The 15,500-nt window shown below is 41.9% G+C and carries 15 protein-coding genes and 1 other annotated feature; of the genes, 1 reads left to right on the top strand and 14 read right to left on the bottom strand.

All coding sequences use genetic code 11. The annotated features are described in order from the left end of the window. Positions 1 to 78: 78 nt before the first annotated feature. Positions 79 to 477 (bottom strand): PaaI family thioesterase, encoded by a 399-nt coding sequence (locus tag ACZ5AE_RS12235; RefSeq protein ID WP_464572631.1) that lies wholly within the window; start codon positions 475 to 477, stop codon positions 79 to 81. Between the two features lie 249 nt (positions 478 to 726). Next, positions 727 to 961 (top strand) — a binding site (T-box leader). 43 nt (positions 962 to 1,004) lie between these two features. On the opposite strand from ACZ5AE_RS12235, the gene ACZ5AE_RS12230 reads away from it, so the two are divergent. Beyond that, the gene (locus ACZ5AE_RS12230) at positions 1,005 to 2,537 is read left to right on the top strand and encodes a 2-isopropylmalate synthase (RefSeq protein WP_464572629.1); all 1,533 of its coding nucleotides are present in this window, start codon (positions 1,005 to 1,007) and stop codon (positions 2,535 to 2,537) included. Positions 2,538 to 2,712: 175 nt separating this feature from the next. Here the strand turns inward: ACZ5AE_RS12230 and ACZ5AE_RS12225 are convergent, their stop codons facing one another. From ACZ5AE_RS12225 to ACZ5AE_RS12165, 13 genes are all read right to left on the bottom strand, one after another. Continuing rightward, complete coding sequence (locus ACZ5AE_RS12225) at positions 2,713 to 3,927, bottom strand: ABC transporter substrate-binding protein (RefSeq protein ID WP_464572627.1); 1,215 nt, start codon at positions 3,925 to 3,927, stop codon at positions 2,713 to 2,715. Positions 3,928 to 4,077: 150 nt separating this feature from the next. Next, positions 4,078 to 4,785: an ABC transporter ATP-binding protein gene (locus tag ACZ5AE_RS12220; RefSeq protein WP_464572625.1), complete on the bottom strand. Its 708-nt coding sequence runs from the start codon at positions 4,783 to 4,785 to the stop codon at positions 4,078 to 4,080. After that, entirely contained in the window at positions 4,778 to 5,545 is a 768-nt protein-coding gene (locus tag ACZ5AE_RS12215; RefSeq protein ID WP_464572623.1) for an ABC transporter ATP-binding protein, read from the bottom strand. Before ACZ5AE_RS12215 ends, ACZ5AE_RS12220 begins: the two co-directional genes overlap by 8 nt. A 2-nt stretch (positions 5,546 to 5,547) precedes the next feature. Continuing rightward, positions 5,548 to 6,576, bottom strand: coding sequence for a branched-chain amino acid ABC transporter permease (locus ACZ5AE_RS12210; RefSeq protein WP_464572621.1), 1,029 nt, complete (start codon positions 6,574 to 6,576; stop codon positions 5,548 to 5,550). After that, positions 6,576 to 7,439, bottom strand: a complete 864-nt coding sequence (locus tag ACZ5AE_RS12205; protein WP_423802079.1) for a branched-chain amino acid ABC transporter permease — start codon at positions 7,437 to 7,439, stop codon at positions 6,576 to 6,578. Before ACZ5AE_RS12205 ends, ACZ5AE_RS12210 begins: the two co-directional genes overlap by 1 nt. A gap of 81 nt (positions 7,440 to 7,520) precedes the next feature. Further along, a complete protein-coding gene (locus ACZ5AE_RS12200) occupies positions 7,521 to 9,200 on the bottom strand; it encodes a long-chain fatty acid--CoA ligase (RefSeq protein ID WP_464572618.1) in 1,680 nt (559 codons plus the stop codon). 27 nt (positions 9,201 to 9,227) lie between these two features. Next, complete coding sequence (locus ACZ5AE_RS12195; protein ID WP_464572616.1) at positions 9,228 to 9,812, bottom strand: TetR/AcrR family transcriptional regulator; 585 nt, start codon at positions 9,810 to 9,812, stop codon at positions 9,228 to 9,230. Between the two features lie 156 nt (positions 9,813 to 9,968). After that, on the bottom strand, positions 9,969 to 11,138 hold the full coding sequence (locus ACZ5AE_RS12190; protein WP_464572614.1) for a thiolase family protein: 1,170 nt from the start codon (positions 11,136 to 11,138) through the stop codon (positions 9,969 to 9,971). A gap of 48 nt (positions 11,139 to 11,186) precedes the next feature. Beyond that, the gene (locus ACZ5AE_RS12185; protein WP_464572612.1) at positions 11,187 to 11,960 is read right to left on the bottom strand and encodes an SDR family oxidoreductase; all 774 of its coding nucleotides are present in this window, start codon (positions 11,958 to 11,960) and stop codon (positions 11,187 to 11,189) included. A gap of 22 nt (positions 11,961 to 11,982) precedes the next feature. Beyond that, the gene (locus ACZ5AE_RS12180) at positions 11,983 to 13,188 is read right to left on the bottom strand and encodes an acyl-CoA dehydrogenase (protein WP_464572610.1); all 1,206 of its coding nucleotides are present in this window, start codon (positions 13,186 to 13,188) and stop codon (positions 11,983 to 11,985) included. A gap of 282 nt (positions 13,189 to 13,470) precedes the next feature. Further along, positions 13,471 to 13,845, bottom strand: coding sequence for a PaaI family thioesterase (locus tag ACZ5AE_RS12175; RefSeq protein WP_464572608.1), 375 nt, complete (start codon positions 13,843 to 13,845; stop codon positions 13,471 to 13,473). A gap of 53 nt (positions 13,846 to 13,898) precedes the next feature. After that, positions 13,899 to 14,279: a PaaI family thioesterase gene (locus ACZ5AE_RS12170; RefSeq protein WP_464572606.1), complete on the bottom strand. Its 381-nt coding sequence runs from the start codon at positions 14,277 to 14,279 to the stop codon at positions 13,899 to 13,901. Positions 14,280 to 14,294: 15 nt separating this feature from the next. Then, positions 14,295 to 15,485 (bottom strand): thiolase family protein, encoded by a 1,191-nt coding sequence (locus tag ACZ5AE_RS12165; protein ID WP_464572604.1) that lies wholly within the window; start codon positions 15,483 to 15,485, stop codon positions 14,295 to 14,297. Positions 15,486 to 15,500 lie beyond the last annotated feature (15 nt).

Genomic DNA, 15,500 nt, shown 5'->3' with positions numbered 1-15,500 from the left:
ATAAATTGGCAGCAGGTACTTTTATGTCCTCAAAAATGCACATACCAATCTTGTCATGAAATACAATAAGTAATTTGTTTACTTATATTTGCGCATTACTTTAAAAGTTCCGGTAGACTTCGCAAAAACATTGCCGCTATCGTCTTCGATTGTTGCTTCTGCTGTTACAATACTCCTGCCCAGCTGGATAATCTTTGCTTTTGCATATATAGTTTCCCCATTTTGAACGGGTGCAAAGTAATTAATACTCATGTTTATCGTAACAATTGGATGTTGCACCACTGAGCGTGTTGTAGCCCCCATCACTGAGTCAAGAAGAGTAAAATACACTCCTCCATGAATGCCCTGATTGACATTTAAATGTGATGGCCCTGTTTCAAGAGCATAAACCACTTTTCCTTCCTCAAATTCTATTATTTTAATCCCAATTAAATTGTTGAATGAACTGCTCTCATAAATTTTTCGAAGTTCTTCCATTGAAGATTCTACAACCAATATTTTTCACCTCTATTATTTTATTAGGATGGTAAACAACCACGTTGCTTCCATCCTAACTGACTAAATCTTTTATACCTTGTCTACTTTATATACTTTATTTTATATATAAAAACTTTTATCTTCAACAAAAAGGCGAATAATTCAAATAATTTAATTTATTTTCGAAAAAATATTGATTTACGTTTTTTTGTGTAGTACCATATGTTTAAATTGAAATCTGAATATTATTAATTGTCTATGAAAAGGAGTTTGGTTATTCTTTCCTTATAGAGAGCCTGTGGTTGGTGCAAACAGGCAGGAGAAATAATCTGTCTCGCCTTGGAGACTTTCTTCTGAATTAACAGTAAGAAGAACGGGCTGCAAACCGTTATGCATTTGTTTAAGTAATACCTTTACTTACCGAGGCTGTTTTCCGCAAGGGTACAGCGAATGAGGGTGGTACCGCGCGGATTGCGCCCCTCAGGTTAAGTGAAGGTATTTTTTATTTTTAGAAGGAGGGATTATACATGGAAAAGAGGATTTATTTTTTTGATACCACATTAAGAGATGGAGAACAAACACCTGGAGTCAGCTTTAATTTGGATGAAAAAGTGGAAATTGCCCAAAGGTTGGAAAATCTAGGGATTGATATTATTGAAGCAGGATTTGCCAATGCCTCGCCCGGTGATGCCGAGGCAATCAGAGCGGTTGCAAAAGCAGTTTCTAAGCCAATGGTGGTCAGCCTTGCACGCACCAATAAGGATGATATTGATGCTGTCATTAACACCTTGGGGGATATTGACAATACTGGCATACACATCTTTATCGCTACCTCCCCTATCCACCGCGAGCGCAAATTAGGTATGACGAAAGAACAGGTTTTGGAAAAAGCGGTTGAAAGCGTATCCTATGCCGCAAAATATTTTAAACATATCGAATTTTCCTGTGAAGACGCAACTCGTACCGAGCTTGAATTCCTTTCTGAGGTAGCAGAAAAGGTCATCGAGGCGGGAGCAACTGTCTTAAATTTTCCTGATACAGTCGGTTATACAACTCCAGAGGAATATACGAAACTTTTTCAATTCGTCCTTGAAAACGCAAAGGGTATTGAAAAGGTACGGCTGAGCTGTCATTGCCATGATGACCTAGGGATGGCACTTAGTAATAGCATTGCAGCCATCCAGGCAGGGGCTGTCCAGGTAGAAGGCTGTATTAATGGAATCGGTGAGAGGGCTGGAAACGTCGCCCTTGAAGAAGTGGCAGCACTTTTGGAAACACGGAAGGATTACTTCAACATCCAGACAGGTATCAAACTTAAAGAAATCGCCAAAACGAGCAAGCTTATCAGCAGGCTGACCGGGATTGCCATTCCTCCGAATAAAGCAGTAATTGGCGGAAATGCTTTCTCCCATTCTTCCGGTATACATCAGGATGGCGTGATTAAAGATAAAGCAACCTACGAAATCATGACGCCGGAAAGTATTGGTTTTAATGAAACAAAATTAGTTCTAGGCAAGCTATCAGGAAGGAATGCGCTTAAAAAGAGATATGAAGAACTCGGCTATTCAGTAAACGAAGCTCAACTAAAAGAGATTTTCAAAAAATACAAGGAATTGGCCGATCGGAAAAAGGATATTTTTGATGAAGATATTATTGCCCTATTGGAAACCCAGCCAAAAAATACAACTCCTTCTTCCTTTAGATTTCATGACTTTAGCTTACAGATCCTAAATCATAACCAATATCGTGCTTTTGTCAACATTATCGGCTCAGAAAATAACGATATAGAAGGAATTGGGGATGGTAATGGGCCGATTGATGCTATCTACAAAGGAATCGATTCAGCACTAGGTCTTGAGCTTGAGTTAATTGACTATAAGATCAATTCTATATCTAAGGGAAAAGACTCAATTGGAGAGGTTTTTGTTAAAGTCCGGAACAATGAAAAAATGGTTTCAGGAAGAGCGATTAACGTGGATATCATTGTTGCCAGCGCCAATGCCTATATAGATGCTATTAACCGCTTAAAGGCAGCAAATATAAAAACACTAAAAATATAAATGAAAACTCGCCGATTGGCAAGTCCGTTAGGACGGTTCATGAGGCGTAGTTGAATTTATGTGTTAGGAAAGAATAAATTTGGAAAATTTATTCTTTTCTATTAGCTAAATGAAAACTCCCCCTTGAAACCTTCCTTCAAGGGGGAATTATTTTGTACCTGTTTTTTAAATATTATTATTTAACTTTAATAGGTACAATCTTACCATCTTCAACCGCTGCCACTTCTAAATCACCATCGAAGCCGCCGCCTTCAAATTTGTTGAAAACATAAACTTTTGCTTTATCAGGAACATTTTCTACACCTTTTTGCATTGCTGCTTGAATTTTTTCAGCATCATCTACAGACCCGGCAGCCTTCATTGCTTCCGCAAAGATATACATCGCAATATAGTTTAATCCTGCTTCAGAACCAGGGACTTCTTTATACTTGTCTTGATATTTTTTAACAAAATCAGGAATAACTGGGCTGATTTTGGACTCTGCTAACGGCATTACGCCGATTGCACCGTTAAGCATATCGTATGAACCTGTTACTTTCTTCATTTCATCCAATTTGGCCTGGTCCATCACGATGAAACCACCTTTAAAGCCAAGTTCACGGGCCTGCTTGATAACTTTTGCAGTTGGTTCAGATGGACCACCGACAAATAGAACATCTGGCTTTTGTTTCAACGCATTCGTTACAACTGTAAAAAAGTCTGTTTCTTTAGCAAAGTCAATTGCAGATTCAAATACCACTTTACCGCCTTGTTTTTCCCAATAAGGCTTCAACTTTTCAGACCAATCCTTACCGTACTGAGAAGATGTTGGAAGGAACGCAATCTTCTTACCGAATTTCTCCATTTCATAATCAGTAAATGGCTTTAAATATCCATCGTAACGTGGAGGAATACGAACTGTCAGCTTGTTGCCCACTTCAGATACTTTCGGTTCACTTGTGTAAGCACCAATGAGGAATTTATCCTGCTGGTTGAAAACCTGCATTGCAAATACGCCGCCGCTGTGCGGAGTAAAGATGATTGGCGTCTTGTTTTCCTGAAGCAATCTCTTTGCGTTTGCACCTGTTTCGTTTGGAAGGTATTTATCGTCAAGAGAAACAATATTAAACTTGTACTTTTTGCCGCCAACTTCGATACCGCCGGCGCCGTTAAGTTCCTCAACAGCCATTTTAACACCGTTCAATGTACGCTCACCATAGAACGCAGCAGGTCCGCTTAACGGTCCTGAGTAACCGATGTTTACTGTTCCAGCATCTCCAGATTTGCTGTCTCCGCCGCCTGAAGAAGACTTATTTCCAGTAGTCTTCTCGCTTGTGCTGTTACAAGCGGCAAGACTAAATACCATTACCAAAGTAAAAATAATCATAAATACCGATTTCATTCTTTTCATTGGTTTTCCCCCTTAATAATTTTCGAAAGTTTGGTTAAAGATCCTTAGTGATAGCCTGGGAACCACCCCCTTTAAGATAATCGAAAGCTGTTATGCTTCAGGACCAGGCGGTTGAACCTATTACAGTCCATGCCACCTGAGTGCTGCTCTTTATGCTCCGATGTAGGCTTTTCTTACCTCATCATTAGCAAACAACTCTGCTGAAGTACCTTTAAGGACAATTGTTCCGTTTTCAAATACGTATCCTTTATCCGCAATCTTTAATGCTGCATTTGCATTTTGTTCGGCTAAAAGGATGGTTGTTCCCTCTTTGTTAATTTTTTGGATAACTTCAAACATTTGTTCAACTATTAATGGAGCCAGCCCAATTGAAGGCTCGTCCAATAACATTAGCTTCGGCTTTGACATGAGTGTTCTGCCAATGGCAACCATTTGCTGCTGTCCTCCACTTAAAGAACCGGCTGGATCGTGGCGCTTATCCTTTAAAATCGGGAACAATTCATACACATGCTCCAGCGAGTGCTTGATTTGGTCTTTCTTTCGGCGATGGACATACGCACCCATTTTTAAGTTCTCCTCCACAGACATGGCATGAAATAGCTTTCTGCCTTCCGGACACTGGCCAATTCCCCATTCCACGATTTTGTCAGCTGAAGACTTATTTAAATTCTTTCCTTCAAAAGTAATCCCGCCTACTGATGGTTTGTTAAGGCCGCTTATCGCCCGGAATGTTGTACTTTTCCCGGCACCATTTGAGCCTAGTAAAACGACAATCTCTCCTGCATTTACCTCAATATTGATGTCATGAACGGCTGTAAAGCTTCCGTATTTGACAGAGACATTATCAAGTTTAAGCACTGGCACTCCCTCCCAAATAAGCCTTAATGACCGTTTCGTTATTACGAATTTCCTCCGGCGTACCTTCAGCAATTTTTTCGCCATAACTTAGAACCATAATTTTATGGGCTATTCTCATGATCATTTGCATCTTATGCTCAATCAGGCAGACCGTAATTCCTTTCCCCACCATCTTCTGCATTAATTCAGCCAGACCATCTGTTTCACTGGGATTAACTCCGCCTGCCGGCTCGTCAAGGAAGACGATTTCTGGATCAGTAGCCAGGGCTAATGCGAAAGCTGTTCTTTTCTTTTCTTCCTGGGTTAGTCCGCCTGCCGGTTTATTCGCTAAATGCTTTAAATCGACAAATTCCAGCACTTCCATCGCTTTTTCACGGCATTGCTGTTCTTCTCTTTTCAATCTTGGTGTTCTTAAAATAGCATCAATCAGATTGGATTTAGTTCTTAAACGATGCCCGACAATAACATTGTCCAAAACAGTGGCCTGCTCAAACAGATTGGTTGTCTGGAAAGTACGGGCCACCCCAAGCTCTGCAATTTTATTAGAAGGAAGTTTCGTAATATCCTGCCCTTTGAAAATGACCTGGCCTGATGTAGGACTATGAAAGCCGCTAATTAGGTTGAAAAAAGTGGACTTACCTGCCCCGTTTGGACCAATGATAGCATTGATTTTCCCTTTTTCAATTGTAAAGTCGACATTATTGACTGCAACGTTACCGCCGAATTTCTTTGTCAGGTTTTTAGTCTCTAAATAACTCATGCTTACCCCTCCTTCACCTGATTTTCAGGCCGCAGTTCACTTTGGATATACGAATCCTTCCTGACAGCCTGCTGCTTTTCTTTCTTGGCCATGCGCTTTCGGTACACGTCTGTGACTCCGCCAACGATTCCGCGCGGATAAAAAATAACAAGGATCGTTAAAAGTGGTCCGAAAATAAGCATGCGGTACTGTTGAAAATCTTGAAGCAGCTGTGAAAGCCAAATAACAATCATAGTTCCAATCAGTGGACCAGTAAGTGTTCCGATACCGCCAACAACCAGGTAAGTCAGCAAATCAAAGATAATCGCAATGTTTCCGATATCCGGGCCGATGAAGCGTACAAAAGACGCATACAAAACTCCGGATAGCCCTGCAAAAAATGTTGATAATACAAACACTGTTAATTTATTTCTCCCAGTTGCAATTCCAATGGTTAGTGCTAAGTCTTCACTATTTCGAATCGCAATGTATGATCTTCCTGTAAGTGAATTAATAATTCGGTACATAACCAAAATGACTAGGAGAAGGAAAAATAAAACTAGATAATAATGTGATTTTTCCGTCTCAAATGTAATTGGACCGAAGCCTTGAGGTGCTGGAATCCCAATCAGACCACGAACACCTTCTGTTAAACTTTCCCACTTGTCTATCACGAGATAAATAATATAACCTAAGCACATTGTGTAAATGGCGAAAAAGTGTTCACTCGTTCTTAGTGCAATTAAACCTACGATCAACCCTATTAAACAAGTAATTACCAGCGATAAGACAAAGGCGAGCCAGAAACTCATATGGGCTTTTACTGTTAAAATCCCCAAACCGTATGCCCCAATCGCAAAGAATCCCGCATGTGCCAATGAAAGATAACCCGTATAGCCTGCAAGAAGGTTTAGTCCATAAACCCCAATCATCCAAATAAACGCTAAAGTCATTACGTGAATTAAATAGGTATTTGTTGTGATTAATGGAAACACGATAGAAACCAATACTAACAGAATGATAATATTTCTTTTGTTAAATACCGTTGACATTAATGTCCCCCCTTTGAAAACAATCCGGTTGGTTTAACCGTAAGAATAATAACGAGGATAAAAAAGGCAATAATGTCCTTATAGTCATTTGAAATGTAGGTCGCTCCCAAACTCTCGCTGAAGCCGATGATATAGCCGCCGACGATCGCCCCTGGAATACTGCCCATTCCGCCAAGAATAATAATGACAAAGGCTTTTAATATAACTAGCTGCCCCATACCTGGGAATACTAGATTAATAGGTGCCGAAATAGATGCAGCAATAGCTGCAAGTCCACCTGAAATCATAAAGGTCAACATCGCAACCCGGGTTGTATTGATTCCCACAAGGTTTGCACCCTCACGATTCTGTGACATCGCAATGATGGTGGAACCGGTATAGGTTTTTCTTAAGAAGAAATTTAATAGAATCATAACGATGACTGCAGCTACTACGATTAGAATTCTTTGCATTGTCAACGTTAATCCAAAAACCTCAACCACGTTGCCATATGGAGTAGGCATGCTCTGGTATTCAGCTCCCCAATAATATTGAGCGAAAGCTTCTAAGAATAAGAGGATACCAATGGCTGCAATTTTATCTTGGATTGGCGGCGATTCCCGAAGAGGGTGAAAAACCAGCCTTTCCATTAATACCCCAAGAAGACCAACAACGATGATCGAAATAAAAATGGCAATCCAGTAGTGAAGTCCAAATTTGGTCATCATGGTCAGCGTTATGTATCCGCCCATCATGTATAGTGCACCATGAGCAAAGTTTGGAATGTGCAAAATTCCATAAACTAGGGTTAAGCCTAATGCTACTAGTGCGTAAACACTCCCTATGGTTAAACCGTTAAACAACTGCTGAATAAGAATATCCATTGCTCTCCTCCTTTGTTTTTGTTAGTATAATTTTTTTCAAGAGGGGCCATCTCTAATATGGGCTCTCTTGATCATACACGTTTAATGCACCTGATTCTGAACAACCTTTGCATTTTCCTCTTCCTGAAGGGTGCGCCAGAGAATTTTGCCGCTGGAGGTCATTGGAAATACCTCTCTGAACTCAATCATGCGTGGATATTTATAGGCGGCCATGTGATGCTTGGACCACTCGATAATTTCTTCCTCGCTGACTTTGCCTTCATACCCTTCATTTAAGATAACAAAGGCTTTAACGTTTTCCCCTCTTCTAGGGTCTGGAACACCGACAACACAGGCTTGCTGAATTGCAGGATGCTTGTAAAGGTATGACTCGACTTCAGTTGGCCATACTTTGAATCCTGAGGCATTAATCATGCGTTTAACACGATCGACCATAAAGAAATATCCATCTTCATCAAAACGGCCAATATCCCCAGTACGGAAAAATCTTTTCCCATCAATCTCAAGATATGCTTCCCGATTTTCGTCATCACGGTTATAGTAGCCAACCATTACCTGCGGTCCATTGACAATAATTTCACCGACTTCACCTACTCCAAGTTCCTTTCCAGTTGACGGCTCGATAATTCTGGCGTCGACATCAAAGGAAGGGATCCCAAGACACTGCATTTTTGGACGATTCGGCGGATTGAAATGTGTCTGAGCAATTGTTTCTGAAAGTCCATAGCCTTCAATAAATCGCAAACCAGTCAGGTTAAATAATTTTTCACCAACCGCTTCTGGAAGAGCTGCTCCTCCGCCAGCTAAGTAGGTTAAGGAAGCAATGTCCTCCACCTTCAGATTTGGATTTGCAAGAAAATCGACAATCATAGTGGCGATTGTGACCCAATGGGTGCAGCCTAAGCTCTTTATTAATTCCACTGCCGCATCCCGATTCCACCTCGTCATAATGACCATCATGCTTCCGCTGAAAATTGGCATGTGCATGCTGTGCACCATACCCGTCACATGGAAAAGCGGCAAGGTCATCAAATGGATGGCATTTGGTGTTGTAGCGGACCAGTGGTAACAGCCTACAGTATTTGCATTGACTGACCGGTTAGTATGCATACAGCCTTTTGGAAGACCTGTTGTCCCTGATGTGTATGGCATAACTGCCAAATCATCACCTTTTGCTGTATGTTCCGATGGAGTAAGATTTGCCTGAATCGCATCAACCCAGTTGTAATGATTAGGATTGTTAACCACAAATCTTGGTGCCTCCACCTCTTTTGGAAGCATTTTTTCAAAACCTTCACCTATATAATCTGAATAGGCTGCCAGGAGCAGATGCTCCAAGGAGGTTTTTCCTAACAGAGGCTGAACTCGATCTAAGAGTTCTTGTCCAGCGATTACTGTTTTAATTTCACAGTCGCGAATGTAAAATTCCAGTTCATCCGCAACTAGCATTGGATTAATTGGGACTACAACAGCGTTGGCCCTTAGAATGGCGTAGAAACCAATCACAAATTGCGGGGAATTTTGCATAAAGAGCAGGACTTTGTCCCCTTTTTTTACTCCTAACTTACGCTCTAAATATCCGGCCAGGGCATTTACTTCTTCATCTAATTGCTGGTAGGTCAATTTATTCCCATAGTAGAAGATAGCATCCTGATCAGGATAACGGGTTGCACTTACACTAAGATTGTCATAGAGTGAAGTGGCAGGGACTTTCAATGATTTTGGGATTTTAGGCCAATGCTGATAATGAAGAGTTAACAATCTCGATCTCTCCTTTTTGCAAGAATGCTAGATGTTCGGCGTGTAAACGCTGTCATTGCTTATTCCGTTTAAAATAAGGTCAAGAAATATATCCGCAACCTTTTCTTCAGGGACCTCTCCCTCCGGGTTGAACCAATAATAGCTCCAGTTGGTCATGCCAAGAATAGCCATTGTTATTATATCGGCGCGGCCATTTTGGAGGATTCCCTTTGTGATACCTTCTTCAATTAATTTTTGGACATTATGACGAAATGCGCTTCGTTTTTCCTTAATTTCCAGAAAATTATCTCTGCTTAAATGGCGCATTTCTCTGGTAAATATCCGGGCACTTCTCAATTCGATTTTAATGGTGCTAATCTGCATTAGAATCATCTCATGCAGTTTTTTGGCAAAATCATACAAAGGATTATTCAAGATTTCTTCTTGCTGTTTGATGATTGACTCAATATACAACAAATGAATTTCCTTTAATAATTCCTCTTTACTGTTGAAATAGTAATAAAACGTACCCTTTGTTACACCCAGTTCCTGGACAATATCTTGTACCGAAGTTGACTTAAAACCATTTTTATCGAATAGTAAAATCCCCGTCTCCATTATCTTTCGCTTCATCGGTTTATCCTTTCAGCATTTAAACTAAAGTCCTGCTGTAATTGAATGTGGCTACAGCGTCTGACACCAAAATTGACTTATCTCTTAAAATAAGGTGTTTGGTCAAGTTTGGTGTCAGACACCTAGGATAGTACCACTACAGTCAGTACCTTGTTTTTATTCGCTCTCGATGATTGTTGCGATTCCTTGGCCGCCGCCAATGCAGGCGGTAATAAGGGCATATCTTCCACCGGTGCGTTTGAGTTCGTAGCATGCTTTGGTGACGAGGATGGCACCTGTTGCTCCCAGCGGGTGGCCATGGGCAATGGCCCCTCCGTTAACATTGACTTTTTCCATATTCATTTCAAGCTCACGGTTGCAAGCAATTACTTGCGCTGCAAAAGCTTCATTGATTTCGATTAAGTCTATGTCTTCTAGGGATAATCCTGATTTTTCAAGAACCTTTCTAACAGCCGGAACAGGGCCGATTCCCATGATATTTGGGTCAACACCTGCAACTGCAGAGTGGCGAATCACAGCAAGAGGAGTTAAATTTAATTCCTCCGCTTTTTCCCTGGACATGATGACTAGAGCCGAAGCTGCGTCATTTAGACCAGAGCTGCTGCCTGCAGTGACTGTTCCATCCTGAAGGAATGCTGGCGGCAGTTTTGCCAATCCTTCAAGGGTGGTTTCCGGTCTTGGGTGCTCATCTTTTTTGAACACAATCGGATCACCTTTTTTAACAGGAATAGTGATGGGAACGATTTGTTCGTCAAAGCGGCCTTCTTCCATAGCAACTTTCATGCGCTGTTGGCTTTGGTACGCGAATGCGTCCTGCTCTTCCCGCGAAATATTATATTTTTTCACGAGATTCTCTGCCGTAATCCCCATCGGCGGATCACCGATTTCTTTAGGAGAGAGCTGTGACTTACGGAAACTTGGAGGATTTGCACTAAACGGTTTTTCCGCCCGGTCCATTAAATAAGGGGCACGGCTCATGCTTTCAGTTCCGCCTGCAATGTAGATGTCCCCATCTCCGGATTTGATAGCCTGAGCTGCTAAATTAATAGCATTAATCCCAGAACCGCACTGTCTGTCGATTGTCAGACCCGGAATGTCGATTGACAGCCCCGTTTGTAATGCCGTTAACCTAGCAATATTTCCACCGCCTGATAAAACATTTCCAAAAATTACATCGTCTATCATATCAGGCGTGATTTTTGCTCTTTTTACCGCTTCTTTAATTACTTCTGCACCATAAACATGTGCTGGAACACTCGCTAGTGCACTTCCCTGCCTGCCAATGGCAGTTCTAACTGCCGAAACAATGACAGCATCTCTTTTCATTAAGCGAATCCCCTCCTGCTTTTTTATATTTATGATTCCAATGATTCCTTACATCACATGCGAGCCGCCGTCTACAACGACGATTTCCCCGGTTACAAAGTCTGAAGCTCGTGAGGCAAGGAACAGTGCTACACCTTTCATATCTGTATCAGTTCCAAACTTACGTAATGGAGTGCCCTCTAAGATGGCTTCACCGCCAGCATCAAGAAGACCTTTTGACATTTTTGTTGGGAAGAATCCCGGTGCAATTGCATTAACATAAATACCATGGTGTCCCCATTTCACAGCTAAATCTTTTGTGAAAGTAATGACTGCCCCCTTGCTGGCATTGTAACCAATCGCATTCATGTATTTTGGATTTGACCCCTGCAGGCCTGCTACAGAAGCTATATTAATGATTTTACCGCCCTTTTGTTCAATCATTACTCTTCCGACTGCTTGAGACATTAAGAATGTACCGGTTACATTCGTATTCATTACCTTGTTCCAAGCCTCAAGCGGCATTTCTTCTACGGGTGCTCCCCAAGATGCACCACTGTTGTTGACAAGAATGTCGATGCGTCCGAACTTTTCTATCGTCCGTTCCACAACGTTTCTAACATCTTCAGGGTTCGAGACATCACATTTTAATGCTAGACTCTCGACGCCAATCTTCTTTAATCCTTCACTTACTTCCTCACAGGCTTCTAGTTTGCGAGAACAAACCACGACATTGGCGCCTGCCTCTGCAAAACCTTCGGCAATTTGCTGGCCAAGGCCTCGGCCTCCGCCGGTTACAATTGCGACTTTACCTGTTAGATCAAAAAGTTCTTTAACATGCATCTATTTGTTCCTCCTAGTACGATTAACGGTATTTTTTCAATTCGTAGCGGGCAATAGCGCGCTTATGCACTTCATCCGGACCATCAGCCAATCTTAGTGTACGGATATTTGCCCAACTTGCGGCTAGAGGAGTGTCCTGGCTCACACCAGCGGCGCCAAATGCTTGAATGGCACGATCAATTATCTTTAATGCCATGTTAGGGCCTACCACTTTAATCATAGCGATTTCGCCTTTTGCCTCTTTATTTCCAACAGTATCCATCATGTAGGCCGCTTTCAATGTAAGTAAACGGGCCTGCTCGATTTCGATTCTTGCTTCAGCAATCCATTCCTGAACAACGCCTTGCTCGGCAATTTTCTTACCGAATGCAGTCCGTTCTTGTACGCGTTTGCATAACAGTTCAAGTGCCCGTTCAGCCGCACCGATGGTTCTCATGCAGTGATGGATTCTTCCTGGTCCAAGACGTCCCTGTGCAATTGCGAAACCTTTCCCTTCGCCCCAAAGCATATTTGAAGCCGGTACACGAACATTGTTGTATTCAATTTCAGCATGGCCATGCGGCGCATGATCATAGCCAAATACTGTCGTTACACGCTTGATTGTAACTCCCGGAGAATCGAGCGGTACTAGAATCATCGATTGCTGCTCATGTTTTGGTGCTGTTGGATCATTTTTACCCATAACAATCGCAATCTTACAGCGAGGGTCTCCTGCGCCCGATGACCACCATTTTGTTCCATTGATGACATATTCATCGCCATCACGGATAATGCTTGCCTGAATATTGGTGGCATCTGATGATGCAACATCCGGCTCTGTCATTGAGAAACAGGAGCGAATTTCGCCATTTAACAACGGCTTTAGCCATTTTTCTTTATCTTCTTCAGATCCGTAACGGACCAATACTTCCATATTTCCGGTATCAGGTGCAGCACAGTTAAACACTTCTGGCGCAAAATGGACTCGTCCCATGATTTCGCAAAGCGGTGCATATTCAAGGTTCGTTAAACCGGCACCGTATTCACTCTCTGGTAAAAACAAGTTCCATAAACCAGCCTGCTTAGCCTTTTCTTTTAATTCTTCCATGATTGGCGGAATCTTTGAAAATGGATCGTTTTTATCAATTTGATCATGATAGAGCTGTTCATTTGGATAAATATACTCTTCCATAAATTCAGTAAGCTTTTTTTGCAATTTTACTACCTTATCGGAATAACTAAAATTCATCCTTACCACTCCTCTTTTTTCTACATACTAACTAGTTGGTATGTCGAATAACCTAATATTATTAAAAATTTTTCGAATATTCAATTCGATATTTTCGACAAATTTCTCATTGTTATAGTAGAATTATATTTTTATAATTTTTTTACGAGCAGCTTTTCGAATTACTATATAATTCAGCAATCATTCTTAAATAAACAAGGACGCATTCCGTAAGAAATCCCTATATTAATCTAGTATTTTTAGTCGAAACTTTTTTAAAAATAATATTGGGAAATTTCTTCTCTATGCATTTCTGACTATCTTATAGGTACCGGTTCCTTTGGCAATTAATGTTGGATTATCATCAATAATTTCCGCTTCCATCACAGCCAATTTATAGCCCTTTTGGAGAAGTTTAGCCCTTGCAAAAAGATGGCCGGTATTTGCTGGAGCAAAATAGTGAACATCCAGATTCAAAGCTGTAACCGGGCATTGATATAGGGAACGGAGAGCGATTGATTGCACCGTATCAAGCATCGAGGCGTGAACTCCTCCATGCAGGCTTTTATTCGTATTTAGCAGGTCGTTTTTTATTGAAAGCTTCAGCAAAATCTCTTCCTCTGAGGAATTTACGAGTTCAAATCCGATATGCTTAAAAAATGGATTCCTTTCCATCATTTCATATATCTCCCAATCCAGTCGGGGCACCCTATCACCACCTTTCAATTACTTCATTGTTTAATCGGACTCGCCTTGAACATGCCTATAGCCTTTGCAGCTACAGCACCATCCTGTCCAAATACGATTCCCTCAGCTGTTATAACTTTTTCTTCGATATTCAATATTTTTGTTTTTGCATGATAGTTTTCTTTCGGCCTAAGATCAAAAAAGGACACGTTAAGGTTAATCGTCGTAGCGAACGAATTTGTTTCCAGGGAGGCTGTCGCCCCCATAGAAATATCCAGCATCGTGGAAAAAACGCCAGGATGGACTGTTCCATCATCCTGCAGCAAAATAGTCTGAAGCGGCAAATCAAGGTGAAACGTGTCAGTTTTAGTACTGTTAAAACCCAAGTATTCAAAAAATGTCGATCTCGTAACTGGTAATTTCACATTTCCTGCCCTTTCCTATTGGTAAACTGCTTCAACCAGGATTGCCATTCCTTGGCCGCCGCCAACGCAAAGAGTGGCAATTCCGTATTTTTCACCACGGCGTTTCAATTCATAAATCAGCGTTGTCATAATCTTCGCACCAGTGGCACCAAGCGGATGGCCCAAAGCAATCGCACCACCATTCACATTCACTTTGGATGGATCTAAGTTTAACTCACGAATAACAGCAAGTGATTGCGAAGCGAACGCTTCATTCAGTTCGATTAAACTAATCTCATCAAGCGTTAAGCCTGTGCGTTCAAGGAGTTTTTTCACTGCAGGAACCGGGCCGATACCCATAACTTCAGGTGATACTCCAACAGCAGTCCAATCGACAATTCGCGCCAACGGTTTTAAGCCTAATTTCTCGGCATGACTGCCTGATGATAATACTAGCGCAGCCGCCCCGTCATTCCGCCCACAGGCATTACCAGCCGTAACCGTGCCATTTTGTTTAAACGCCGGCTTTAGGCGGCTTAATGCCTCGATGGTTGTTTCAGGTCTTGGGTGTTCATCCTCCGTAAACCAAACGGATCCTTTTTTCCCTTTGACTTCTACAGGGACAATCTCGTCCGCAAAGCGTTTCTCACTGATGGCTGCAGCCGCTCTGCGCTGGCTTTCCACCGCAAATGCATCCTGGTCCTCGCGGGAAATCGAAAATCTCTCAGCGACATTTTCCGCCGTTATTCCCATTCCAAGCCCGCTGCCGTATGTCTCCTTAGGCTGCTGGCCGGCCTCAGTATTGGAGTCAACCAGCTTTGGATTATCACCGCCAAAACGGGTGTTTCTTAGGTAAATAGGAGCATTACTGAGGCTTTCTGTTCCCCCAGCGACTACAATATCTGCATGACCAAATGCGATTTGCTGAGCCCCTGAAGCAACTGCCTGCATTCCTGAGGCACACAAACGATTAATCGTAAATGCTGGCGCTGTTTCCGGAACCCCTGCACGAAGCGCAGCTACTCTGGCTACATTGGAGGATTCTGTCGTTTGTCTAACCTCTCCTAAAATCACTTCATCGACTTGCTCAGGCTTAATACCGGCGCGATCAACAGCCTCCTTAATTGCAACCGCTGCCAACTGTCCGGAATTAAGACTTTTTAATGTACCACCATATCTCCCAACTGGAGTTCTTACTGCACTTAAAATGACAATATCATTTTGCATACTAAATCCCCCTGT

The organism is Neobacillus sp. S1227, from assembly GCF_055385255.1.
Note: the sequence above shows the minus strand (reverse complement) of the source record. Positions and strands in the feature narration are given on the sequence as shown.